Origin of the sequence: Streptococcus lishijunsis (assembly GCF_047290665.1) — a bacterium.
Lineage (GTDB): Bacteria > Bacillota > Bacilli > Lactobacillales > Streptococcaceae > Streptococcus.
This window is the reverse complement of sequence record NZ_JBLBUC010000004.1, coordinates 31,538-57,912: the sequence shown is the minus strand read 5'-3', so window position 1 is coordinate 57,912 and position 26,375 is coordinate 31,538. Positions and strand designations below refer to the sequence as shown.

The following is a 26,375-nucleotide window of genomic DNA, read 5'->3' as shown; positions in this document are numbered from 1 at the left end:
ATTGTAACCCTTTTCACGTATCATTTCAAGTATTTTAATAAGAATTTTTTAATTTTTTTACCTTTATTTTCTTTTAGGGAGCAAATTACTTGATTTAATAGGCTTTTCTTTAAACCAAACTAAAAAAACTGGGGTATCCAGTTTTTTAGGCTTGATAAGCACAAGAACCATCAATATAGGTCGCTTGAAGATTAAAATCTTTGTCTAAGACAATAAAATCAGCTGCTCGACCTTCTTTAATACTACCGCAGACATGGTCAATACCCGCTGATTTGGCTGCGACGTGACTGGCCATTTGAATCGCTTGATGAGGTGTCGCAATCCCCCAGTCAATCACATGCTTAACACCGTCTTTTAACTCTAAAATAGAACCTGCTAGACTACCACCGTCTTTAAGACGCGCTGTACCATCTTTGACAATCACAGGAAATTCACCCAGCATATAATCCCCTTCTGGACTACCCCCTGCGCTCATACAATCCGTAATCAAAGCCACATGGTCATAACCTTTATGCGTCATCAATATATGACAAGCCGCTGGATGAACATGATGACCATCACAAATCAACTCGGCATAGGTGTCTTCTAAGTCTAAGACAGCACCTACCATCCCTGGCTCTCTATGATTTAAGCCACGCATGCCATTATAAGCATGCACCCAGACACTAGCGCCTGATGCTACTGCACGTTTGGCCTCTTCATACGTTGCATTAGAATGCCCCAAAGCTATGATAATACCTTCTTTACTGAGCGTTTCGATAAAGGTATCAACCCCTTCTCGCTCAGGTGCGACAGCAATTTTTTTAAGCAAACCTTGTGCCGCTTCTTGCCAAGCTGCAAATTCCTCCAAGCTAGGATCTTTCATATAGTCTGGATTTTGAGCACCTTTATGCTCAGTCGTAAAAAATGGCCCCTCAAAGAAAATACCTTGAATCTTAGCGCCACGCTCACTACCTTTGACTTGTGCAATCGTCTGACAAATATCTCTCAATGTCTCAAAAGACGCCGTCAAAGCCGTTGGTAAAAACGAGGTGACACCTGTAGCTAACAAGGCCTCACTCATCGCTTTAAGACCTTCTTGTGAATTATCCATGACATCATGCCCAGCAAAGCCATGAATATGTGTATCCACCAAACCAGGGGCTATCGTTGAGCCTGTATAGTCAATCACCTCAGCGTCACTAGCGACATCTGAGCGCCATTTTCCAAAAGTATCGCCATTGATTTCAAGATAACCTGCTGGCTTCACCTGATCTTTGTAATAAAATGCATCTGCTTTGATATAATACATAATAACCTCTTTTCCGATGACAACTAAGAGTAGGAGATAGGATTGATATCAAATCCCATCTATTTCTCATTTTATTATACGCCTTCTTGACCCTAAGAACAAGATAAAAAGCAAGATAGAAAGAAAAGAAAAACAGGTCTTTCTTTCGTTCTTACTTTCAATTGTCTGATAATATTATAATTCACTCATTATAAAAGTCATCTGTCCTGATAACTGCCAGTCTGTGACATCACTTGGTAGGATAAAGTTATCAGCTTTCTTGATAGGATAGGTCTTGTCAGCTACACTAATCTCTCCTACGCCATCAATAAGTGTAAAAAGCTTGTAACTACTATCTTTACTAAGTGACACGTGTCCATCTAATTCCCATTTTTCAACGGTAAAAAAGCTGTTTGACATAAAGCGTGTGATAGCCAAGTCCCCTTGTTTTTGGTAGTGCTTACGATAGACGATAGGGTCTTTGATAGAGGTCACTGCCTTTGAATCTGCCAAGTGTAAATCACGGGCCACACCCTTAGAGTCAAGACGATCAAAATCATACACACGGTAAGTCGTATCACTAGACTGCTGTGTCTCTAAAATCACAATACCTGGACCAATGGCATGAAGCGTACCGCTAGGCACATAGAAAAAATCTCCCGCCTTGACAGGCACTTTCTTAAGAAGCGTCTCCCACTCTCCCTTATCAATAGATGACTCTAGCTCAGCTCTTGTCTTGGCATGATGCCCAAGAATAATCTCCGCACCTTCTTTAGCCTCTAAGATATACCAACACTCTGTCTTTCCCAACTCACCCTCATGCTCTAAGGCATAGGCATCATCAGGATGAACCTGAACGCTCAACCAGTCATTAGCATCTAAAATCTTAGTCAATAAGGGAAACTGCTGGTCATCTGCATCATTAAATAATTCAGGATGTTTGAGATACAACTGATCCAAAGTCCAACCCTTGAAATGTCCATTTTTAATCGTAGAGAGCCCATTTTGATGCCCTGAAATCCCCCAATACTCTCCAGTCTTGTCGCTTGGAATGTTTAAACCAAAGATAGTCTCAAGCTTATTGCCACCCCAGATCTTCTCATGAAGAACTGAGCTTAAAAATAATGGTTCTGCCATAATATACCTCCCATTTCTATCTATTCTTTGTTATTATCTGATAAATTAGCCTAAGATGCAAGAAAAAACATGCTAAAATGACTATATATTTTTAAAAATAATATAGACTTATATGTGACTTCTTACTTAGAAAACCAACAAAAAAACTGGTGTCAACCAGTTTTTACTAATCAAAGGCATGATGATCTTTTAAGTGCCCAACAATCAGCTGCCATCTTGGATCGTCTTGCCACTCTTTTTGAGCTACTATCTGACTAGCAACGCGGCGTGCTTCTTCTAAAATCGGATAATCTTCGATGACATCAGCCACTTGAAATTCAGGAATACCTGACTGTCTTGTGCCAAATACCTCCCCTGAACCTCTCATTTTAAGATCTTCTTCAGCTAAGACAAAACCATCTGTTGTCTCTGTCATGATAGTCATGCGTTTTTTCCCACTATCAGTCTTAGGGTTGGCTACTAAAATAGCATAAGATTGCTTGCTACCACGTCCCACGCGCCCTCTTAGCTGATGCAGTTGGCTAAGCCCAAAACGCTCGGCATCCATAATAATCATAATGCTAGCATTAGGGACATTAACCCCTACTTCGATGACCGTCGTTGATACCAAGACCTGACTATGACCTTCCTTAAAACGCTGCATCACTTGTTCTTTCTCGTCGTTTTTCATGCGACCATGGATAAGTGACACTTCTACAATACCCTCAAAATACTGACACAAATCCTCATAAAGAGCCGTGGCATTTTTTAAATCAAGGGTCTCTGATTCTTCTATCAAAGGGGATATAACATAGGCTTGTGCACCTTTTTGCACTTCTTGTTTTAACCAAGAAAGGACGGCATCTAGCTGTTCATGCTTGACCCAGCGAGTAACGATAGGTTTACGCCCTTTTGGCAGCTCATCAATAATAGACACATCCATCTCACCAAAAGCAGTGATAGCCAAAGTCCTAGGAATAGGGGTAGCTGTCATCATCAACACATCAGGATTATCCCCTTTTTCACGAAAAAGCCTGCGCTGATTGACCCCGAAGCGATGTTGCTCATCTGTAATAACCAATCCTAAACGGTGGTACTCTACCTTATCTTGAATCAGTGCATGAGTGCCGACAATCATATCCACACTTCCATTTTTAATCATCTCTAAGGTTGTTTTTTTGACAGCGGCTTTCATCCCTGAAGTCAAAATGGCAATCGAGAGTTCAGGAAAAAGCTGATGTAGACTCTCATAATGTTGCTCTGCTAAAATCTCTGTCGGTACCATGAGAGCAGACTGCAGACCAGCACTATGAGCAGCGTACATAGCTAGGCTAGCAATGACAGTCTTTCCAGAACCTACATCTCCCTGAAGCAGACGATTCATATGAGAAGCATCTGCCATATCCGCTAAAATCTCCTCTAAAGCTCTCTTTTGTGCACCTGTCAACTCAAAAGACAAAGAGGCTATCTTAGTATCAAGCAATGTCTGATCATAACTAATCATCTGACCTCCTGTTTTAAAGCGATTATCATGCTTTAAGGTCTGAAGGTTCATCTGAAAGTAAAACAATTCTTCAAACTTGACACGGCGAAGAGCTTGTTTATAGTCCGCTAGATGTTTAGGAAAATGCATAGCAACAATGGCATCTTGACGAGACAATAAGCGGTATTTGTCACGCAAAACCTCAGGAAGTGTCTCAGGAAGTGCCTCAAGGACGCCTGTTTGAAAGGCTTGGCTAATAGCTTTAACAAGACTTGACTGGCTGAGCCCTTGAGTAACATGATAGACAGGCTGCATCTCATCTTGCACTTGCGCAAGTACTTTCATGCCTGTCAAAGCTTTCTTTTTACTATCCCACTTACCAAAAACTGCTATATTATCACCCATCTGGAGCTTGTCCTTCAGATAAGGCTGATTAAAAAAACTCACAGCAATAACCAACTCGCCCTGCCTTAGCTTAAAGGTCAGTCGATTACGCTTATGCCCGTAATATTGCACAATAGCTGGTGTCGCAATCTCACCTGTCAAGACTGCCTTTTCCCCATCTAAAAGATCTAAGGCAGACCTTGCCTTATAATCTTCATAGCGAAATGGAAAATAAAGCAATAAATCCTCTAGCGTCTCTATGCCAAGTTGATGAAACTTTTGAGCAGATTTTTCGCCAATACCTGATAATTGTGTAATCGGAGATGTCGCAGATACCATATCATTCCCCTTTATAGATACGTGGGATACGGTCACTTAGCAGACAGACCACCTCATAATTGATCGTCCCACGCCAAGTCGCTACATCTGTCGCACAAATGCCATCTCCAATAAGGGTAACGACCGTTCCTAGAGGATATTTTTTAGGCAGGCGAATAGTGATTTGATCCATAGAGACACGCCCTACAATATCACAAAAAACACCATCCACTAGCACACGAAATCCCTGCATATCCCGTGTCCAACCGTCTGCATAACCAATAGGAATCGTCCCTATCCACTCAGTCTCGCAACTCTCATAAGTCGCCCCATAGCCCACATGATCTCCCCTTTCCACGCACTTAACATGAACCAAGCTAGACATCAAACAAAGAGCTGGCTTTAGAGGATAAGGGAGCTCTAAGGCTGTATTACTCGGATTAAGCCCATAGAGGACAAGACCTAGACGTACCGCATTAAAAACGCTCTCGCTATGCCACAAGCTGGTTGCTGAATTGCTGGCATGCACTAGCTTGGGACAATCGTCTAATTCTGATAAGAGCTTTTTAAAAGCTGTCAACTGCTGGTTAAAATACGTCGTATCTGCTTCATCTGCTGTCGCAAAATGTGTAAATATACCTTCCACAAGAGCGCCTAGACTCCGTAAGGTTTTAATCGCCTGATTAGCTTCTTGGCTCGTCCTAAACCCAATACGACCCATACCTGAATCTACCTTAATATGACAGCGCAAGCCTTCTATGCTTTGAGCTGTCTCAAGCGCTAAATCCAACCACTCTTGGCTAGCTACCGTTATGATAAGGTCATGCGCAAGCGCTAGCGCTAGCTCTTCTGGCATAACGACTCCTAAAATCAAAATAGGCTTGTCAATCCCTGCCTCTCTGAGCTCTAAGGCTTCATCAATATTGGAAACGCAAAACCCATCCGCTTGATCAGATAGTGTTTTAGCTACCCTAACAGCTCCATGACCATAAGCATTAGCTTTGACAACTGCAAAAATCTGCTTATCCTCTGGCAAATGAGACCGAACAGCCTCCAGATTAGCCACAATAGCTGTCAAATCAACTTGAGCTACTGTTGGACGATGAATACTTGAAATCATTTCTCTTCCTCCAAAATAACACTAGCCTGTGCTACATTACCACTATGCGAAATGGACAACCATACTTTTCCCGAAAAAGGAGACTGATTGACAAAAGGAGCCCCTAAACGGTCATTTAGCACTTCAATATCTTTAAAGGACAATTTCCCAATACCTGTGCCCATCGCTTTAGAAAAGGCCTCCTTAGCGGCCCAACGTCCTGCTAAAAACGTCGCCTGACGTCTTGAGCTAGTAAAACTATTAAAAATAGTTCTCTCTTTTGGTGTCAACAGACGCTCTAAAAAGCGCTCTTTTTTTTCATAGACCTGCCATATCGCATCAATCTCTTGTATATCTATACCATGTCCCACAATCATCACACACCTCTATATACAAAAAGAAAGACTAAAGCTAGCCAGAGGACTGGCAGTTAGTCTTTACTTCTTTTCTTTTAGAAAATCAACTCCTCAAACGAGTCATGACTAAGGGTTGCATGAATTTCACGAATGAGTTTTTCTGTCTTATCCCAGCCAAGACAAGGGTCAGTGATTGACTTTCCAAAAACATCTGGATGATCTTGACGACCATCTTCGAGATAAGACTCAATCATAAAGCCACGCACATAACGGTTAATTTTATCACTCCAATCACGGTTAATCAAGGTTTGACGCACAATACGGATTTGCTCCATATATTGCTTACCTGAATTATCGTGGTTGGTATCAATCACGATAAACGGATTTTTAAGTCCCATAGCTTCATACTTATCAATAGCCTTAATCAAACTATCATAGTAGTAGTTTGGAAGGTTATCGCCATGCTCATCCAAAGCCCCACGTAAAATCGCATGCGCTAGAGGATTACCGTCCGTCTCTACCTCAGCATTATTGTAGATAAAGTTTTGTGAGCCTTGCGCTGCGTAAATGGCATTAAGCATGACATTTAGATTTCCTGAGGTTGGATTTTTCATCCCTGTGGGATTGTCAATGCCTGACGCGACAAAGCGATGTTCTTGATCTTCCACAGAGCGAGCACCGATAGCATGGTAAGAGACCAAATCATCAACCAAACCTAGGTTGGATGGGTAGAGCATCTCATCAGCAGTGGTTAAGCCTGTCTCTGTAATCACACGATAGTGGAGATGACGAACGGCTGCAATCCCGTTGATTAAATCAGGTAATTTAGAGGTATCAGGCTGGTGCATAAGACCTTTGTAGCCATCGCCATTAGTCCTTGGTTTTGCGGTATAGACACGCATCACCATAAAAATTTTATCCTTGACTTGCTCTTGAAGAGCTGCTAAACGCTTAGCATATTCGATCACTGCCTCTTCATTATCAGACGAGCATGGTCCAATCACCAAAAGCAAACGCTCGTCCTCGCCCTTAATAATGCGAGCAAGTTCTTCATCACGCGCTTCTTTACGCTCTAAAAAGGCGCCCTCTAGTTTTGATAATTCTTTCACTTGTGCAATATCAATTGTTGCACTTTTTTGATGTATTCCCATTTCTATTTACCTTCTAAGGTTGCGTAAATCTCACGCACCAACTCTTGTGTTTTGTCCCAACCAAGACAAGGGTCAGTAATAGATTGCCCAAAGACTTCAGGCTGATCCTGACGCCCATCTTCAAGGTAAGACTCAATCATAAAGCCACGCACATAACGCTTAATCGTATCACTCCAATCACGGTTGATCAAGGTCTGACGTACAATACGGATTTGCTCAAGATATTGCTTACCAGAGTTATCATGATTAGTATCGATGACGATAAAAGGATTCGCTAAGCCTTGCTCCTTATATAGCTCAATAGCTTCTAAAAGCGTGTCATAGTAGTAATTAGGGATGTTTTTACCAGATTCATTGAGTGCCCCACGTAAAATGGCATGCGCTAGAGGATTACCACTAGTTTCGACTTCTTCATTGTTGAAGAGGAAAGTTTGCTTATTTTGAGCAGCATAAATACCATTGTACATCACCTTTAGATTGCCAGAAGTGGGATTTTTCATGCCTGTTGGGACATCAAAACCAGACGCCACAAAGCGGTGTTGCTGATCCTCAACAGATCGCGCACCAATAGCCACATAAGAGACTAAATCTGACACCAAAGGCCAATTTTCTGGATAAAGCATCTCATCAGCAGTTGTCATACCTGTCTCTGTAATCACACGATAGTGAAGATTACGAACAGCCTTGATACCGTTGATCAAGCTCGGTGCAGCATCTGTATCTGGCTGGTGCATAAGTCCCTTGTAGCCATCGCCATTCGTTCTTGGCTTGGCGGTATAGACACGCATCACCATAAAGACACGATCTTTAACTTCCTCTTGCAATTTCGCTAAACGCTTAGCATATTCTAAAACAGCCTCTTCATTGTCTGATGAGCATGGGCCAATGACCAAAAGCATACGGTCATCTTCGCCCTTCATGATCGCCTCTAGCTCACGGTCACGAGCTTGCTTAATCTCTAAGGCTTGTCCACTTAATTTTGAGAGGCTACGAACCTCATCGACGTTGATTTTAGGGCTGAGTGATTTAAATGACATGATAACTCCTCTATTTAGGTATCTTTTAATAAAATGAGGAGCCTAGCTTAATCAGCTATAAGCTAGTCCTCAATGTTGTTTACGAGCGTGACAATTTTTGTATTTTTTGCCAGAACCGCATGGGCAAGGGTCATTTCGCTTCACATCGGTAAAATCGAGAGCTTCAGCTGGCGTAGCTGTGGCTCCTACTGGCTTAGCATTGATATTTGCGGTAGCTGTTGTTGTCGCATGGATTTCAGCACGTTCACGCTCTTGTTCATGAATTTGTGCTTTCATCATCGTACGCGTCACTTCAAACTCAATAGCTCCAATCATATCTTGGAACATACGAAAACCTTCTGTTTGATATTCGACAATCGGATTATTTTGAGCGTATCCACGTAAGCCAACAGCATTTCTAAGCTGGTCTAGGGCATCGATATGCTCTGTCCATTTATTATCTACCACCATCAAAATCAAGACTTTCTGGAATTCAATAACGGCTTCTGGACCCTTTAACTTAGCGATTTGTTGGTCATATACTGCCAAGGCACGTTGATAAAGCTCTTCTTTAATAGCCTCATCCTTAAGATTTCGCAAATCAGAAAGACCGATAGATGTCTCTGGAACCAAGACTGAGCGAGCAAAGGTCACAATAGCTTCAAGAGCATCGTTGCGACTAGCACTTGCTCGACTATGACTATCCACCGCACGTCCAATAGTACGCTTAATCATCGCTTGAATTTCTGGTGTCAAATCACGCTCCGCCACAATGACATCGTAGCGATTAGCATAGATGATTTCACGCTGTTCACGCATGACATCATCATATTGTAAGACTTGTTTACGCGTATCGTAGTTATTACCTTCAACGCGTTTTTGGGCAGACTCTACCTGACGCGTCAGCATACGAGACTTGATGACGGTATCATCGTCATGCATGTTCATACGCTCAAGAACCGCCTTGATACGATCAGAACCAAAGCGACGCATCAAATCATCTTCTAAAGAGAGATAGAATTGCGATTCCCCTGGGTCACCTTGACGACCTGAACGTCCACGCAACTGATTGTCAATACGGCGGCTCTCGTGACGCTCTGTTCCGATGACACAAAGCCCACCGAGCTCACGAACACCCTCACCGAGCTTAATATCGGTACCACGTCCAGCCATATTGGTCGCAATAGTCACAGCACCACGCTGTCCAGCGTTCATAATGATTTGGGCCTCTTTAAAGTGGTTCTTGGCATTGAGAACCTCGTGAGCAATACCTGCTTGTACCAGCTTTTTCGACAATAAATCACTGGTTTCAACAGCCACTGTACCCACAAGAACAGGCTGTCCTTTGGCATGATGTGCACGAACATCCTCTACCACAGCATCAAACTTAGCATTGAGACTTGGGTAGAGCAAATCAGGATGATCAACACGCTGAACAGGACGATTAGTTGGAATAGGAATGACACGCATGTTATAAATTTCGCGAAACTCTTCTTCCTCAGTCTTTCCTGTCCCAGTCATCCCTGATAGCTTACGATACATACGAAACATATTTTGGTAAGTGATAGAAGCGCTGGTCTTTGATTCTTCTTGGATAGGGACTGATTCTTTTGCTTCGATAGCTTGATGAAGCCCATCAGAAAAGCGACGTCCCTCCATTGTACGTCCCGTAAACTGGTCAACGATAAGAATTTCCTGCTCTTCACTAACCACATAATCAATGTCTAACAACATAATGTAGTTTGCTCGCAAAGCATTATCTATGTAGTGAGTCAAGGCAACATTTTCAATGTCGTAGAGATTATCAAGATTAAAGTAGGCCTCTGCCTTATCAATCCCTGAGTCAGCTAAACCAATAGTCTTTGTCGGCACATCTATGATATAGTCATTAACCGTCAAGGTTTTGACAAATCGATCCGCACGGATATAAAGTTGATTTGTCTCTGAGCTGACAGGACCTGAGACAATAAGAGGCGTTCTCGCCTCATCAATCAAGACCGAATCAACCTCGTCAACAAGGGCATAATTTAGAGGACGCTGTACCATATCTTCTTTACGGACAACCATATTGTCACGAAGATAGTCAAATCCAACCTCAGAGTTGGTAGAGTAGGTTATGTCACAATTATAGGCCTCACGTTTTTCAAAGGGTGACTTAGCGGCTAGGTTGATCCCAACAGATAAACCAAGCCAACTATAAACCTCTCCCATCTCTGTCGCATCACGCTCGGACAGATACTCATTAACCGTGATAACATGCACACCATCACCTGATAAAGCATTGAGATAAACAGGCATCGTCGCCGTCAAGGTTTTTCCTTCCCCTGTGCGCATCTCTGGAATATCTCCATGATGAAGAACAATGCCTCCCATAATCTGAACACGATAAGGAAAGAGCCCCAAGACGCGCTTAGCTGCCTCACGGACAACTGCAAAAGCTTCTGGCAAAAGATCATCCAAACTTTCCCCATTTTGATAGCGTTGCTTAAATTCTGGCGTCTTTGCTTGTAACTGTTCGTCACTTAGGGCTGCCATCTCATCAGCATAAGACTCGACTTTCTTTGCTGTTCTTTCTAATTTTCGCAATTCACCCTTATCGTTTTCGACGATACTTCTTAGAAGATTTGCCATTCCTTTTCCTTTCGATAACTATACTTAACTAACCAATTCTATCACATTTTCCAAGCCTTTTCAAGATAACACCTAAAGGCTTATGAAAAAGTAGGTTAGAGCTTCACACTCCAACCTCTCTTGTCTTTTAGCGCTTATATTGTTCCAAAAAGCGACTGAGTTTTGTTTGCAATTCACTAAGCTCATCTACTCGTGGTAGATAAACAATTCGAAAATGATCTGGCGTATCCATATTAAACCCACGACCATGAGTCAGGAGCACTTTTTCCTGCTTTAAAAAGTTCAAGACAAAGTCCTCATCATCGTCAACACGATACATATTAAGATCTATCTTAGGAAAAATATAGAGCCCAGCATTTGGTTTTACCGCAGATAGACCTGGGATATCCTTAATGGCCTCATAGATAAAATTGCGTTGCTCATAAATACGCCCACCTGGATGGAGAAGCTCATCAGAAGATTGATAGCCTCCTAGCGAGGTTTGAATCACTTGCTGCGCTAATACATTTGAGCAGAGGCGCATATTTGACAGCATATTTAACCCTTCAATGTAGCCTTTAACATGCTGTTTAGGTCCTGCCAGAACCATCCAACCTACACGAAATCCGCAGACACGGTGGGACTTTGATAAGCCTGACATGGTCACTGTAAAGACATCTTTGGCTATACTTGCAATAGGAATATGCTTTTTGCCATCCATGACTAAGCGATCATAGACCTCATCAGCAAAAATCAACAAATCATTACGGCGCGCAATATCAACGATATCCTCTAGTAACTCCCGTGGATAGACCGCACCTGTCGGATTATTCGGATTGATAAGGACAATGGCCTTAGTATTTGACGTGATCTTTGATTTGATATCATCGATATCAGGAAACCAGCCAGCTTGTTCATCACAAATGTAATGCACTGCTTTGCCTCCTGCTAGACTGATACAAGCCGTCCAAAGCGGATAATCAGGCATAGGCACCAAGACCTCATCACCATTATCAAGAAGGGCTTGCATTGACATGGAAATCCCCTCACTGACACCATTGACGACATAGATGTCATCAATATCAACATAAATGTCTTGCAATTGATAATACTGCATAATCGCCTTACGTGCTGAAAAAATCCCTTTGGAGTTGGAGTAGCCTTCAGAATTTCTAGCGTTACGAATCAAATCACGAATAACCTCATCAGGCGCCTCAAAACCAAATTCTGCTGGATTACCTGTATTTAGTCTTAAAATTTTCTCGCCGTTAGCTCTCATGCGGTTAGCCTCTTCTAAGACTGGACCGCGAATATCATAAGCCACATGCTCTAGTTTATAGGATTTATCAAATAATTTCATACTTACTACCTCGTGTCCTTATTATAACCTAAATCCTCTGAAAAAAGAAATTATTTTCTACTGACGTATCTTTAGGGTAAAAACAAAAGAATGTTTAAACAATTTCATAATTTTTGCACAATCTCTTTTCCCTTTCTCAAAAAAAGAGTATAATAAAGGTGAAAGTAAAAAGACTCACTGATAGTCTATCTACCAGCGAGCTAAGGAGGTTTTTATGTCTCATCAATACCAACACATTATGGTCGCTATCGATGGTTCTTACGAATCAGAACTCGCTTTTGAAAAAGGTGTTAATGTCGCTCTTCACGATGGTGCTGAGCTGATTTTAGCCCATGTCATCGACACCCGTGCCTTACAAAGTGTAGCCACTTACGATAGCTACATTTACGAACGCTTAGAAAACGAAGCCAAGAGTGTCTTATCTGATTATGAAAACCAAGCTAAAAAACGTGGCTTAAATAAGGTTCGCAAGATTATTGAATTTGGCAATCCAAAAACTCTTCTTGCTCGTGATATTCCTGATAAAGAAAATATCGACCTTATCATGGTGGGCGCCACAGGACTCAATACCTTTGAGCGCTTATTGATTGGATCCTCATCTGAGTATATTTTACGTCATGCCAAGGTCGATTTATTGATTGTACGAGATTCTGATAAGACCTTTTAACTTAAAAAGTCAGCTAGAAAGCTGACTTTTTCTTATTTTCGTCTCAAAGACTGCTGCAATTGACGGTCTAATTCACGCTTTATCATAGGTTCTGGGGCAAAACGTTCCTCCCAGTCATCTGGCTTTAAAATCTTATGCGTCACAGGATCAAAGTGCGCTTTTCCATCAGGGAAAATCTTGCCCATATTAGCCTCATGAACTGTATCAAAGAAAGGCTTTGGATCTACCCCCATCAAGACAAAGGAGCCATAGGTGAAGTAGAGCAGATCTGTCAGGGCATCTACCTCACCCACCAGCGGTGTTTCTGGATGATCTTTTGAGGAGACCTTTTGTGCGGCCGCATCAAGAGCTTCATGCAAAGCCGTTAAGCTTTTGTGAAAGGCTTTTATATCACCTTGACTAGCTGCATATAAAAACTCAACAATTTCCTCAACCTTAAAGGCTGAACGGTGTGTTGCTTCTGTAATGTCATACAAACGTGGGGTGTCATTGGTCTCACCATCCATAAGATGATGAAAAGCCTTGACTTTATTAAAATTAGGATCTTTACTATCAAACTGCCCTTCTCGCTCTACGTGGATAAGACCATAATGAGATAGCGCTTTAGCGATACCATCATTATTGTTTGAGGCAGTCGTATAGTCAGCTAGCGCCTTAACCCTGTCATCAGCATTACCCATTGCCACACCCAAACCAACGCCTGAGAGCATCTCTAGGTCGTTTTCAGAGTCCCCAAAAGCCATCACTTCTGACAAATCAAAACCAAAAAGCTCACCAACCCTCTCAATGCCTCGGATTTTTGATTGTTTAGCACAAATGATATCTGCCGAATAGGGGCTACTACGTGTGATTTTAAGGGTCGGAAATTTCGAGCGAATCTTGTCCGTCTCGCCTTCTGTCGCAACCATGACAATTTGATACACTGGCTCACGCATAGCCGTATAGAGCACATTGATATTTTGTGGTTTAATACGCCTTATCAAATGTTTGAAACTACGCTCTACTGTTTTGGCCATCTTTCTAGGCACAATACTTGAGACCACCTGACCAAAACGGCTAGTTCCCATGCCGATGATGCCTGAGCCTAGAAGACCTGACGCCGTTCCTAGAGAAATCTCACGACGCTTATCACTGGCATATCGAATCAAGCGATAGATCATAGATTTGGGCAATTGCTTAGCAAACAAAACCTTATCCCTTGTGTATATATACTGACCGTTATAAGTGATAGCCACATCAAGACCTAGATTTTCCAAGTAAGGCTGCACAAAGCTAGGACCACGCCCAGTTGCCACGCCGACAAAACAACCCTGCTCTTTTAAATCCTGAATCGCTAACCGCGTTGACTTTTGAATACTTTTTCTGTCATTCAATAATGTGCCATCAATATCAAAAAATACTGCCTTGACTGCCAAATCGTCCCTATCCCCTCTAGCTGACCTCAGCTCAGTTATTTGACTCCTTTTAAAACAACCTGAGCTTGTTACAAAGTTCTTTTATGTTAAAATAGATTATATCATAATTTTGGAAAGAAGATTGACCAAATGACAAAAATCCTTGCCCTCCATACAGGAGGTACTATCTCAATGAACGCAGACAACAACGGGCAGGTCAATTCAAACACTGAAAATCCCATAGCACAACTCTCTTTTGATATGGCAAACCTTGACATTGACAGCTTTGATTTTCTAAATCTCCCTAGCCCTCACATCACTCCAAAACACATGCTTTCTCTCTATCATAAAATCAGAGAAAGTGCTGGAAAATACGACGGAGTCGTCATTACACATGGTACAGATACTCTGGAGGAAACGGCTTATTTTTTAGATACCATGACGCTTCCTGATATTCCTATCGTCCTGACAGGTGCTATGCGTAGCTCAAATGAGTTAGGCAGTGACGGTGTTTACAACTACCTATCCGCTCTTAGAGTCGCTAGCCACAAAGCTGCTAGAGATAAGGGAGTACTTGTGGTGATGAATGATGAAATCCACGCTGCTAAATACGTCACCAAAACCCACACCACCAACGTCTCAACCTTCCAAACACCTACTCACGGTCCTTTGGGTATTATCATGAAACACGAGATTCTTTTTTTCAAAACAGCCGAAGCCCGTGTGCGCTTTAATCTTGAGCACATTTCAGGGACAGTCCCCATCGTAAAAGCTTATGCTGGTATGGGAGATAGCGGTATCATCAGCTTTTTAAACCCTGATAACATCGACGGTCTCGTCATCGAAGCCCTAGGAGCTGGCAATGTCCCTCCAAAAGCTGCCGATGAAATAGAGCAACTTATCTCAGCAGGCGTCCCTGTAGTTTTAGTCTCTCGCTGTTTTAATGGTATTGCAGAACCTGTCTATGCTTACCAAGGGGGAGGTGTTGCTCTAGCTAAGGCTGGTGTCATGTTCGTCAAAGAATTGAACGCTCCCAAAGCTAGACTTAAACTGCTCATTGCTCTTAACGCTGGACTAAAAGGACAAGCCTTAAAAGATTATATTGAGGGATAAAAAAAGAGCCTAGGCTCTTTTTTTAGCGTTCTGATATACGTTTTGCTAAAGCAAAGTTCCCCAAAGTTGCAGAACCATTTTCAGCTACGGCTGGCGTCACGATATACTCATTCACATCTGGAGTTGGTAGATAGTTGTTCATCAGACCCTCAAATTTTTCACGAACACGCTTAAGCATATGCTCTTGTCCCATGACACCTCCTCCAAAGACAATGACTTGAGGGCGATATAAAAGGGTTGCTTGAACAGCAGCTTGAGCGATATAGTAGGCTTGCACATCCCAAACCGTAGAATTTTGCTCAATCAATTCACCGCGTGTCCCTGTACGCGCTTCAAGACTAGGACCAGCAGCCAAGCCCTCTAAGCAACCATTATGAAATGGACATGTCCCTACAAAATCATTGGCACGGTCTTGAGGATGAACAGCCACATAAGTATGTCCAGCTTCCGTATGACCAAGGCCTCCGACAAACTCACCGCGCTGTATCGCTCCAGCACCAATGCCTGTCCCAATCGTATAATAAACTAAACTATCAACACCTGTTCTGACCATCGCCTCACCGTAGGCAGAACTATTGACATCTGTTGTAAAGTAAAAAGGGATTTTAAATTCTTTAGAAATCAGACCAACCAAATCAACATTAGACCAATGTTCCTTTGGAGTCTTTGTGATGTAGCCATAAGTTGATGAATTTTCATCAATATCAATGGGGCCAAAAGAGCCGATAGCAACACCTACCAAATCTTCTTCAAAACGCTTGAAAAAAGCTACTGTACGCTCAATCGTTTCGTATGGTGTTGTTGTGGGAAATTGTACTTTTTCAACAATTTGAAAGTCCTCATCACCGACTGCACAGACGAATTTTGTCCCGCCTGCTTCCACACTTCCATATAATTTTGCCATAATATGAATTCCTCATCTCTTTATTATATTCTCTATTATACCTCAAATAATCCTACTCAGGTACTAAATCACTGTCAAATCCTAACTTTTAAAAAGAGTTTGGGATATACATCTCAAACTCTTATCTACCTAGCTAGGCTAGAGGCTTATTTGACAACTAAAAGGTCATCACCGACTGCCACCTCAGTATTGGCGTCTGCCATAACTTCCTTATAGTCTGCTGTATTTGTGATGATGATCATTGTTGTATCATCAAGTCCAGCTGCTTTAATCTCTTTAGTATCAAAGGTTCCAAGAACGTCACCTTTTTTAACTTTTTGATTAGCTTTAACCTGTTGTTTAAAGCCTTTACCATCCATAGATACAGTGTCAATACCAATATGGATAAGAACTTCAGCACCACTATCTGAGCGTAACCCATAAGCATGTCCTGTTTCAAAAGCGATTTGGACAACACCATCTACAGGTGAATAAACGGTATCACCACTTGGCTTAATCGCAATTCCTTTACCCATCGCTTCAGAAGCAAAGACAGGGTCAGCCACATCGGCCAAGGCTACTGTCTGACCAGCAAGTGGGCTTGCTAGTGTTTCTGCTTTGACAGCTGTATTTTCTTTAACATCAGTAGGGTTAGCTTCTTCGTAAAGCTCTTCTGTACGCTCTTCTTCAGTTTCTTTATCTTCATAACCAAACATATAAGTCAAGACAAAGGCAAGAGCAGTAGTGGCAAGTACCATGATGACGTATTTAAGTACTTGACCATTCAAATAGAGGAGTGTTCCTGGGATGATTGTAATCCCAAAACCAGTACCCGCAAGGTCAAAGATAGACGCTAACCATCCGCCTGCTGCACCAGCAATAAGACCCATAACAAATGGTTTACCAAAGCGTAAGTTGACCCCAAAGATAGCAGGCTCAGTGATACCCAATCCTGCAGAAAGAGCTGCTGGGAAGGCAAGAGCTTTTAATTTTTTAGATTTTGTCTTAACACCAACGGCTAAAGTTGCACCAGCTTGCGCTGTCATAGCAGCAGTGATAATAGCGTTAAATGGATCGCGTCCATCTGCGGCAATCAATTGTGACTCAAGTAGGTTGAAGATATGGTGAACCCCTGTCACAACGACGAGCTGGTGAAGACCACCAATGATAAGCCCAGACAAGCCAAATGGTAGAGACAAGAGGAATTTAGTGGCAATAAGAACGTAGTCTTCGATAGTATGGAAGATAGGTCCGATGACAAAAAGAGCCAAGATTGACATAACAAGGAATGTCAAGAACGGAACTACCAAAAGATCTAAGACATCAGGTACTTTTTTGTGCAACCATTTTTCAAACTTAGCACCAAACAAACCAACAAAGAAGGCTGGAAGGACTGAGTTTTGATAACCTACAACTGGAATGAAGCCAAAGAAGTAGAGTGGGCTAGCATCACCAGAAGCCACTGCCCAAGCATTTGGCAAGGTTGTGTTAACCATCATCAAACCAAGCACCAAACCAACGATTGGATTGCCTCCAAAAACGTTAAAGGCAGACCAACAAATCAATGCTGGGAAGAAAGCAAAGGCTGTATCTGTCAAGACAACCGTATAAGTGTAAAAGTCTGATGATGAGAATGCTTCAGACGTTGTACCAAACAACGAAAGAATCGTATCGTTGTTGATAGCGCCACGAATTCCCATGAAAAGACCTGTCGCTACGATAGCTGGAAGAAGTGGGACAAAGACATCACCAAACGAGCGAATAGCACGTTGGAACCAATTGCCTTGTTGTGCTGCTTGAGCCTTTTGGTCTTCTTTTGACGCTGTTGGCAAACCAAGCGCTACCACTTCATCATAAATTTTGTTGACAGTACCTGTCCCAAAAATAATCTGGTACTGACCTGAATTGAAGAAAGCTCCCTGTACTTTCTCAATCTTTTCCACAGCGTCTTTATTGATCGCTGATTCATCTTTTACCATGATACGTAGGCGTGTTGCACAGTGCGCTACACTGTTGACATTGCCACGACCACCGATGGCATCGATGACTTGTTTTGCAATTTCTGTATTAGAAACCATCTGCAAAATCTCCTTTTTCCTTTTTTATCCATTGAAACGTGAAAGCGTTTCACGACTTTACTCTATGAGTATAACATTTTTAAAAGATATGTCAAGCGTTTGGCAGAATTTTTTCTTTTTTACAAAAATTGAGACTCGACTTAAACAAAAAAGAGCCCAAGGCTCTTTGACATTGATTTAGCTAACCTCGATTAAGGGTTGAGCGGCTTTGACTGTATGACTAGCTAAAGGCTTGATCGTCGTATAGTCAGAGCTATTGGTAATGACAAGCATGGTTGTATCCTCAAGCCCTGCTTCTTTGATTTTAGCACCATCAAAATAACCTAGTAGATCTCCTTTTTTAACAACTTGATTCGCTTTAACGTTTGGCACAAAACCGTCTCCATTCATCGATACGGTGTCAATACCAATGTGAATCAATAATTCCACACCTTCAGTTGAACGTAAGCCATAAGCATGACCCGTCTCAAAAGCTATCTGCACCACCCCATCAAAAGGAGCGTAAATCTGATTAGTACAAGGCTTAATGGCAATCCCTTTACCCATAGCTTCAGATGAGAAGACAGGGTCATTGACCTGACTTAAAGGAATCAGGTCACCATCCAAGGGACTAAAAATCATCTCTACGCGAGACAGAGACTCTTCAGCTGGAGCTGTTTGAGGAGCATCCGACTCACTATCTGGCCCTACTACATCAACTACAGGCGCAAAAACGCTAGCCATTTGGCGTTTACCATACACATAAGTCAAGATGAAAGTAACAGCAAAGCTGATAACGACACAAATAGCATAATAAGGAATAGACGGTGCGTTAATGGAGAGAAATCCTAAAAGTCCTGCTGAGCCAAGAGAGACGGCGACGACATTTAAAATACCTGCGACGGCTGCTGCCACCGCTGATCCGATTAAGGCACAAAAGAAGGGAAACTTGTATTTAAGGTTGACACCAAACAAGGCAGGCTCTGTGATACCAAGTAAAGCCGACACACCAGCTGAGGACGTCAAACTTTTTGTCTTGGCATCTTTAGCTAAGAAAAAGACGGCAAAAGTCGCTGCCCCTTGGGCAATATTGGCCATAGAAGCCACTACAAAGATAAAATCGCCGTGCCCTATTCCATTAGTCCAAGCTGATAGCAATTGTGTTTCGATCGCAGGAAATGATTGGTGAAGACCGGTCATGACGATAAGAGAATAAGTCCCTCCAAAAATCCCCATACCAATAAAGCCTGTGGTATTGTATAACCATACAATAGCATCTGTGATAGCATTGGATAAAAATAGCATGACTGGTCCTATGACCGTAAAAGTGAGAAAACCTGTAATCATCACCGATAAAAGCGGTGTAAAGGTAAAGTCAATGGATGATGGCAACTTTTGATGGAAAAATTTCTCCAAAACGGCTAACAACCATACCGCAGCCAAGACAGGAATCACCTGATAAGCGTAATTGGTCTGAGCTATCTGAAAGCCCATAATGTCCCAATAAGCTTCTGAGCCACCCAACTGAGGTGTGGTCATAATCATCCCCATAGCTGCCCCTAAAAAGGGATTGGCACCAAAACGCTTAGCAGCTGAAATACCAACCAAAATAGGCAAAAACATAAAAGGAGCTGCTGACATGAGCTGAATCATATCAGAAATCCCTTGAATGGCAGGGTACATCTCCTCGATAGACTGCGGTCCAAAAAGACCCGTTGAGGTCAAAAAATTCCTCAGCGCCATCAATAGACCACCTGCAACTAAAGCTGGAATAATCGGCACAAAAATATCTGACAAGAGCTTGATAAAGGCCATAATTGGATTAAAAGCCTTATCCTTACGGACTAACTCTTTTAAATCATCTGTTGACACTTCTGACAGGCCTGTTTCTTTAATCAAGGCATCGTAAACAAAATTAACATCACCAGCACCGATAATGACTTGATACTGGCCATCAATCTTAAAAGTTCCCTTGATATCAGGATTGTTGTCTAGGGCCTTTTGATCCACCTTAGTATCATCTTTTAATACCAGACGAAGTCTTGTGGCACAATGAGCTGCAGCGATAAGATTGTCTCTACCAACTGCTGCAATGACATCAGTGGCTACTTTAGCATAATCCATACAATAACTCCTTTGTCGCTTTCTCTGAAAACGTTTTTATAATATTTCTTTAATTATTTTATCACTTTTAAAAAAGATGTCAAGCGTTTGACATTTTTTGTCTTTTTTACGTTAAATCATTGCTTTTTAAGGCGAAAACGTTTACTATATCAATATAATCATTAACAATGGGAGTATCTTATGAATTTACCAACAGAAGTTCGTTATCGTCCATATTCGGACTGGAGTCAAGAAGAAATCGCTACCATCAAAAAGCATATGGCGCAATCACCTTGGCATGCTAGCTATCATATCGAGCCTAAAAGCGGGCTTTTAAATGACCCAAACGGCTTTTCTTACTTCGATGGCAAGTTTCATCTCTTCTATCAAAATTGGCCTTTTGGAGCTGCCCACGGTCTCAAACAATGGGTACACACAACAAGTGATGATTTGGTGCATTTTACAGAAACAGGTGTCACTCTTGAGCCTGATCACCCACATGATAGCCATGGGGCTTACTCAGGAAGTGCTTATCCTATTGATGACAAGCTCTTTATCTTCTACACTGGAAATGTCCGTGATGCCAACTGGGTACGTGATCCCCTTCAAGTAGGTGCTTTCATGTCAAAAGACGGCGATATTGACAAATGTGATGAGGTCCTCATTAGACAACCTCAAGATGTCACAGAGCATTTTCGTGATCCTCAAATTTTCAATTACGAGGGCGATTTTTATGCCATTATCGGCGCACAAAGTCTGGACAAAAAAGGCTTTATCAAGCTCTACAAAGCTGTGGACAATGATGTCTTAAACTGGGAGTTTGTCGGTAACTTAGACTTTGCTGGCACAGGTAGTGAATACATGATTGAATGTCCTAATCTCGTCTTTGTCGATAACAAACCTGTGCTTATCTACAGCCCACAAGGACTCGACAAGACTGAGTTAGACTATCAAAACATCTACCCCAATACTTATAAAATAGCCGATAGCTTTGATCCCAAACAAGCACGTCTCAACAACCCTTCAGCCATTCACAACCTTGACTATGGCTTTGAAGCTTACGCTACTCAAGGATTTAATACCCCAGATGGTCGAGCACTTATTGTTAGCTGGATTGGCTTACCTGACGTTGACTATCCTAGTGACCGCTATGACTATCAAGGAGCTATGAGTCTTGTCAAAGAACTCACTATCAAAGATGGGAAACTCTACCAGTACCCTGTCGCAGCTATCAAAGACTTGCGTGTGTCTAAGGAAAGCTTTTCTGATAAAGACATGAGCCAAAACACTTATGAGCTAGAACTTGATTTTGCTGCAGATACTCAAACTGACATTGTCCTTTTTGCTGATAAAGACAAAAAAGGACTTGTGCTTAGCGTCGATACTCAAAATGGTATCGTCACACTAGATCGCTCACAAGCAGGCGAACAATACGCTAGTGCCTACGGAACAAGCAGAAGCTGTGATATCCCTCGCGGTAAGACAAGTGCCTCTATCTTTGTGGATAAGTCTATCGTTGAAATCTTTATCAACAATGGTGAGAAGGTCTTTACCAGCCGTGTCTATCCATTTGCTGACCAAAATGGTATCTATGTCACAAAAGGAGACGTGTCTGGTGACTATTTTGAGCTAAAAGCATAGAATGAGGCTCTTATGGTGACAAAACTAACTGATGTCGCGAAATTAGCAGGTGTCAGCCCCACCACAGTCTCTCGTGTCATCAATAAAAAAGGCTATCTTTCCCAAAAAACGATTGATAAAGTCCAAGCAGCCATGAGAGAGTTAGGCTATAAGCCTAACAATCTGGCTCGTAGTCTGCAAGGAAAATCTGCCAAACTCATCGGGCTGATCTTTCCTAATATCAGCAATATCTTCTATGCCGAACTCATTGAGTACCTAGAGATTGAACTCTTTAAACTAGGCTATAAAACCATTATCTGTAATAGTGAAAATGACCCCACTAAAGAGCGTGATTATCTGGAAATGTTGGCTGCTAATCAGGTTGATGGTATCATCTCAAGTAGCCACAATTTAGGCATTGACGATTATGAAAAAGTCGAAGCTCCTATCGTTGCTTTTGACCGTAATCTAGCGCCAAATGTCCCTATCGTGTCCTCAGACAACTTTCAAGGTGGCATTTTGGCTGCTAAAACCTTGGAAAAAAATCACTGCCAAAACATTATCATGATTTCAGGAAGTGACAACTCCGACTCACCCACAGGCTTACGCCAACTTGGCTTTTCCTATCATCTCAAACATAAGGCTAGGGTTATCTCTATTCCTAGAAACTTATCGCCTGTTCGTCGTGAGATGCAAATCAAAAATACACTGATGTCTCATCGTCCTGACGGTATCTTTGCCTCAGATGATCTGACAGCTATGGTCGTGATGAAGGTCGCTGAAGAACTTGGCATGTCTATCCCTCATGACCTCAAAGTCATCGGCTACGATGGGACTCAATTTATCCAAAATTACTTTCCGCAATTGACAACAGTCAAGCAGCCTATTGCTGACATTGCCGCCCTTTGCATTGAGATTCTCATGAAAAAGATGGCTAAAGAAAAAACAGCTAAGGACTATATCCTACCTATCAGCCTCCATGCTGGTAGCAGTAGCTAAAAAACACCAACCCTAGGGTTGGTGTTTTTATCTTATACTTCTGCTTGGTCTTCCTTGACAAATTGGCTCAAAACGCCGTTAATAAATTTAACAGACGATGGCGCTGCATATTTTTTAGCAATTTCAATGATTTCGTTGACAGCGACACGGTCAGGTGTTGCTTCATAAGCAGTAATCTCAAACATACCTAAACGCAACAAAGCCTTATCAGTCAACGTCAGACGCTCAAGTGACCAGCCTTCTTTCAACTTCTCAGAGATATGCTTATCAATCTCTGGCGTATTGTCCACAGTCCCTTTGACAAGAGTCAATAAAAACTCTGGTAGATTAAGCTCAGTATCCTCTGAGACAGGCTTATCATAGCTATAAGCAAAATAGCTAGCTTCTAAAAAATCACCGCCAAACTCAAGGCTAAAGAGTGCCTGAAAGGCACGCTCACGTAAATCACGTCGTGAATCAATTATTTCCCTTCTAGTCATCCAAGAAATCCTCATCAAATAGTGATTTCATATCTGGCTTAGGTGTCTTTTCTGGCACGATACCTTCAACGTGAATATTGACCACTGAGATAACCACTTCTGCCATATCATAGACAGATGACTTGACAGCCTGTTGGATAGCCATAGAGACCGCAGGGACATTGACCCCATACTGAAGCGAGACGTAGATATCAGCTACTACTTCACCATCTTCATTAGTTGTCAAATAAACACCCTTGCTAAGTGTTGGTTTACTCAAGCTATCTGTCACACCTTTATTGCGGAGGGAGTGAACACCTTCTACTTTTGTCGCAGAAATACCTGTAATCACTTCGAGTACACGAGGGGAGATGACAATATCTCCAATAGTTTCACTGACCATAGTTTATCCTTTCTTATTCTAATGAAAACAAGATGTTAGGCACGAGAGACGTATGTTCCTTCTTGCGTATTGATAACCAATTTTTGACCTGCTTCGATAAAGTCTGGTACGTTGACAACAAGACCTGTCTCAAGAGTCGCTGGCTTACCAGATCCCGTAACGGTTGCACCTTTGATAGATGGTTGTGTCTCTGTTACAGTCAACTCAACCGTCGTTGGCACTGTCACACCAATCACTTCTGTACCGTAAAATTGGATTTTAACATCGGCATTTTCAAGGATGTAGAGAAGTTCTTCTTTGACATTAGCGACTGGAATTTCATATTGTTCATAGTTTTCAGTGTCCATGAAGTAAGCTGTATCATCCATTTGGTAGAGGTATTGGGCTGGGCGTGTTTCGATGATAGCCTGCTCAAATTTTTCCTCTGGACGATAAGTCGTGTCAAAGGTTGATCCTGTACGGACATCACGCAACTTCATACGCATAACAGTATTTCCCTTACCTGGTTTGTGGTGACTTGCTTCAAGGACTTTGATGAGCTTGCCATCAGCAGTCTCAAAAGTCATACCAGCTTTAAGTTTACTTGCTTCAATCATGTATTTTATACCTCTTGTTAATTGTTAATCACCTCATTTTATCATAAAACGAAGTGATACTCAACCTTTTACGATGAGCTATCCCCACCTAGATGGACATCTGGCACACGGTGCTTTAGATACGTCACCTTCTTCTTCTCCAAAAGCTCAATAGCAAAAGGATGGGGGCGATAAGCTGTTTTATAGGTGATTTTCTTGATACCAGCTTGAAGCAGGGCCTTCGTACAGTTGATACACGGAAAATGGGTCACATAAATCTCTGTATTATTCGTTGAGATACCTTCTTTAGCACACTGGATCAGAGCATTCATCTCTGCATGGACTGTACGGATACAGTGTCCGTCTTCCATATGATGTCCCGCTTCACTACAATTATCTAAACTAGAAACACCGCCATTATAGCCTGTGGCGATGATACGGTTGTCTTTGACAAGTACAGCTCCGACAAAGGCACGATTACAAGTAGAGCGTTTTGAGATAAGCTCCGCATTTGCCATAAAATAATCCTGCCATGATAGACGTCCATCCACTTCTAAATACCTCCTAGAGAATAATCAACTCTTTTGGGGCTAAGGTGAGTACCTCACACCCTGTCTTTGTGATAAGGATATCATCTTCGATACGTACCCCGTATTTGCCATCAAGATAAATCCCTGGCTCATCTGTAAGCGTCATACCTGCTACTACCTTGTCATCTGATTTACCAAAATACGGAATTTCATGAATATCTAGGCCAATGCCATGTCCAATACCATGTGTAAAGTAAGCGCCGTATCCAGCCTCTTCAATCACGCGCCTAGCGATCTTATCATAATCACGATACGTCATGCCTTCACAAACAGCGTCAATCAAGGCTTGATTACTCGCTAAAACGCAGTCATAAATGGCACGCTCCTCATCACTTGGCTCACCGATATGAATCGTGCGTGTCATATCACTGACATAGTGCTCATAATAACACCCAAAATCTAAGGTCAGCATCTCGCCTTGTCTGATAATCTTGTCTGTCGCCACACCGTGTGGCATCTCAGAACGAGCACCAGAGGCAACAATAAACTCAAAAGATGGGCCTGTCGCACCTAGCTCACGCATGCGAAAGTCTAAGAAATTCGACACGTCAAGCTCTGTTGTGTGATTGGGCTTGATAAAATCCAGAACATCATGGAAAGCTTGATCAGAAATCTGGCAAGCTTTTTTGATAATCGCAATCTCATCCTCATCCTTAACCATCCGTAAACGCTCAATCACGTGAGACATAGGCAACAGACGATAAGCACTAAAGGTAGTCTCAATCTCCTTATAGGTACGATAAGACACCTCATCGTCAAAGCCAATCGTTGCGATATTATCCTCAGCTATCAGCTGACTAAGCGCTACAAATGGCTCTCTAGACTCGATAATATCAACATCATGGACAGTCTCTTTAGCCATTAAGCTGTAACGCGAATCTGTCACTAAGACACGGCGCTTACTACTGATAAAAAGGGTCGCCTCTGTCCCATGAAAACCACTAAGGTAGTAAATATTGGTCAGATTAGTGACCAATAAAGCATCACAAGCTATCTCCCTTAAGACAGCTTCACACGCTTGTAATCTCTGTTTTTGGTATCCCATAGTCATCTCCTTAGCTTTTTTACCTCTATTCTAGCATGAAACCCAAAAGAATTCTATGATTTATGGCTCTTCTCCAAGCTAAAAAAAGAAGACAAAAGTCTTCTTTACAGGTTATCTCCACACCATATACCAGTTAGTTATAACTTACAAATAAAAACGGAGGTAAAGATATGGAAACTAGCCTAGTAACAATAATCGGCGAAGTGACTGCTCTAGTAACGGCATTAACGCTATTGATTAAAGCAATAACAAAGCTGATTATTGTTATAAAGGAAAAGCCCCAACACTACGAAGGCAAACACCGT

At 42.0% G+C, this 26,375-nt stretch carries 22 protein-coding genes; 4 read left to right on the top strand and 18 right to left on the bottom strand.

The window, feature by feature from the left end:
* Positions 1-145: 145 nt before the first annotated feature.
* The 9 genes from nagA to ACLN19_RS03200 all read right to left on the bottom strand — a co-directional run bounded on the left by nagA (position 146) and on the right by ACLN19_RS03200 (position 12,163).
* Positions 146-1,291 (bottom strand): N-acetylglucosamine-6-phosphate deacetylase, encoded by a 1,146-nt coding sequence (gene nagA / locus ACLN19_RS03240; RefSeq protein WP_413383236.1) that lies wholly within the window; start codon positions 1,289-1,291, stop codon positions 146-148.
* A 174-nt stretch (positions 1,292-1,465) separates the two neighbouring features.
* Positions 1,466-2,407: a mannose-6-phosphate isomerase, class I gene (manA, locus tag ACLN19_RS03235; protein ID WP_413383234.1), complete on the bottom strand. Its 942-nt coding sequence runs from the start codon at positions 2,405-2,407 to the stop codon at positions 1,466-1,468.
* 166 nt (positions 2,408-2,573) lie between these two features.
* A complete protein-coding gene (gene recG, locus ACLN19_RS03230) occupies positions 2,574-4,592 on the bottom strand; it encodes an ATP-dependent DNA helicase RecG (protein ID WP_413383232.1) in 2,019 nt (672 codons plus the stop codon).
* A 1-nt stretch (position 4,593) separates the two neighbouring features.
* Entirely contained in the window at positions 4,594-5,691 is a 1,098-nt protein-coding gene (gene alr, locus ACLN19_RS03225) for an alanine racemase (RefSeq protein WP_413383230.1), read from the bottom strand.
* Positions 5,688-6,047 carry a holo-ACP synthase gene (gene acpS / locus ACLN19_RS03220; RefSeq protein WP_413383228.1) on the bottom strand — a complete coding sequence of 120 codons (360 nt, stop codon included), beginning with the start codon at positions 6,045-6,047 and terminating at the stop codon, positions 5,688-5,690. Before acpS ends, alr begins: the two co-directional genes overlap by 4 nt.
* Positions 6,048-6,121: 74 nt before the next feature.
* A complete protein-coding gene (locus ACLN19_RS03215; protein ID WP_413383226.1) occupies positions 6,122-7,177 on the bottom strand; it encodes a 3-deoxy-7-phosphoheptulonate synthase in 1,056 nt (351 codons plus the stop codon).
* A gap of 2 nt (positions 7,178-7,179) precedes the next feature.
* On the bottom strand, positions 7,180-8,214 hold the full coding sequence (locus ACLN19_RS03210; RefSeq protein ID WP_413383224.1) for a 3-deoxy-7-phosphoheptulonate synthase: 1,035 nt from the start codon (positions 8,212-8,214) through the stop codon (positions 7,180-7,182).
* Between the two features lie 69 nt (positions 8,215-8,283).
* A complete protein-coding gene (gene secA / locus ACLN19_RS03205; RefSeq protein ID WP_413383222.1) occupies positions 8,284-10,824 on the bottom strand; it encodes a preprotein translocase subunit SecA in 2,541 nt (846 codons plus the stop codon).
* A 127-nt stretch (positions 10,825-10,951) separates the two neighbouring features.
* Positions 10,952-12,163: a pyridoxal phosphate-dependent aminotransferase gene (locus ACLN19_RS03200; RefSeq protein WP_413383220.1), complete on the bottom strand. Its 1,212-nt coding sequence runs from the start codon at positions 12,161-12,163 to the stop codon at positions 10,952-10,954.
* Between the two features lie 214 nt (positions 12,164-12,377).
* Between ACLN19_RS03200 and ACLN19_RS03195 the strand changes: the two genes are divergently transcribed.
* Complete coding sequence (locus ACLN19_RS03195; protein ID WP_413383218.1) at positions 12,378-12,830, top strand: universal stress protein; 453 nt, start codon at positions 12,378-12,380, stop codon at positions 12,828-12,830.
* 32 nt (positions 12,831-12,862) lie between these two features.
* Here the strand turns inward: ACLN19_RS03195 and ACLN19_RS03190 are convergent, their stop codons facing one another.
* Positions 12,863-14,245, bottom strand: a complete 1,383-nt coding sequence (locus tag ACLN19_RS03190) for an HAD-IIB family hydrolase (RefSeq protein WP_413383216.1) — start codon at positions 14,243-14,245, stop codon at positions 12,863-12,865.
* 129 nt (positions 14,246-14,374) lie between these two features.
* Between ACLN19_RS03190 and ACLN19_RS03185 the strand changes: the two genes are divergently transcribed.
* Complete coding sequence (locus tag ACLN19_RS03185; RefSeq protein WP_413383214.1) at positions 14,375-15,337, top strand: asparaginase; 963 nt, start codon at positions 14,375-14,377, stop codon at positions 15,335-15,337.
* 22 nt (positions 15,338-15,359) lie between these two features.
* Here the strand turns inward: ACLN19_RS03185 and scrK are convergent, their stop codons facing one another.
* From scrK to ACLN19_RS03170, 3 genes are all read right to left on the bottom strand, one after another.
* Complete coding sequence (scrK, locus tag ACLN19_RS03180) at positions 15,360-16,241, bottom strand: fructokinase ScrK (protein ID WP_413383212.1); 882 nt, start codon at positions 16,239-16,241, stop codon at positions 15,360-15,362.
* A 146-nt stretch (positions 16,242-16,387) separates the two neighbouring features.
* Positions 16,388-18,298 (bottom strand): sucrose-specific PTS transporter subunit IIBC, encoded by a 1,911-nt coding sequence (locus tag ACLN19_RS03175; protein WP_413383210.1) that lies wholly within the window; start codon positions 18,296-18,298, stop codon positions 16,388-16,390.
* Between the two features lie 177 nt (positions 18,299-18,475).
* Entirely contained in the window at positions 18,476-20,401 is a 1,926-nt protein-coding gene (locus ACLN19_RS03170) for a sucrose-specific PTS transporter subunit IIBC (RefSeq protein ID WP_413383208.1), read from the bottom strand.
* A gap of 180 nt (positions 20,402-20,581) precedes the next feature.
* Here ACLN19_RS03170 and ACLN19_RS03165 point away from each other — a divergent pair, with 180 nt between their 5' ends.
* Together ACLN19_RS03165 and ACLN19_RS03160 are read left to right on the top strand one after the other, a co-directional pair.
* The gene (locus ACLN19_RS03165) at positions 20,582-22,021 is read left to right on the top strand and encodes a sucrose-6-phosphate hydrolase (RefSeq protein ID WP_413383206.1); all 1,440 of its coding nucleotides are present in this window, start codon (positions 20,582-20,584) and stop codon (positions 22,019-22,021) included.
* A 12-nt stretch (positions 22,022-22,033) separates the two neighbouring features.
* Positions 22,034-22,999 carry a LacI family DNA-binding transcriptional regulator gene (locus ACLN19_RS03160; RefSeq protein WP_413383204.1) on the top strand — a complete coding sequence of 322 codons (966 nt, stop codon included), beginning with the start codon at positions 22,034-22,036 and terminating at the stop codon, positions 22,997-22,999.
* A gap of 32 nt (positions 23,000-23,031) precedes the next feature.
* On the opposite strand, the gene nusB is transcribed toward ACLN19_RS03160, so the two are convergent.
* From nusB to ACLN19_RS03135, 5 genes are all read right to left on the bottom strand, one after another.
* Positions 23,032-23,478: a transcription antitermination factor NusB gene (gene nusB / locus ACLN19_RS03155; protein ID WP_413383202.1), complete on the bottom strand. Its 447-nt coding sequence runs from the start codon at positions 23,476-23,478 to the stop codon at positions 23,032-23,034.
* A complete protein-coding gene (locus tag ACLN19_RS03150; RefSeq protein WP_413383200.1) occupies positions 23,471-23,860 on the bottom strand; it encodes an Asp23/Gls24 family envelope stress response protein in 390 nt (129 codons plus the stop codon). The genes nusB and ACLN19_RS03150 overlap by 8 nt, the downstream gene beginning before the upstream one ends.
* Before the next feature lie 35 nt (positions 23,861-23,895).
* Positions 23,896-24,456, bottom strand: coding sequence for an elongation factor P (gene efp, locus ACLN19_RS03145; protein WP_413383198.1), 561 nt, complete (start codon positions 24,454-24,456; stop codon positions 23,896-23,898).
* Between the two features lie 68 nt (positions 24,457-24,524).
* Positions 24,525-24,986, bottom strand: coding sequence for a deoxycytidylate deaminase (locus tag ACLN19_RS03140; protein ID WP_413383196.1), 462 nt, complete (start codon positions 24,984-24,986; stop codon positions 24,525-24,527).
* Between the two features lie 13 nt (positions 24,987-24,999).
* Positions 25,000-26,070, bottom strand: a complete 1,071-nt coding sequence (locus ACLN19_RS03135) for a M24 family metallopeptidase (RefSeq protein ID WP_413383194.1) — start codon at positions 26,068-26,070, stop codon at positions 25,000-25,002.
* Positions 26,071-26,375: the final 305 nt, after the last annotated feature.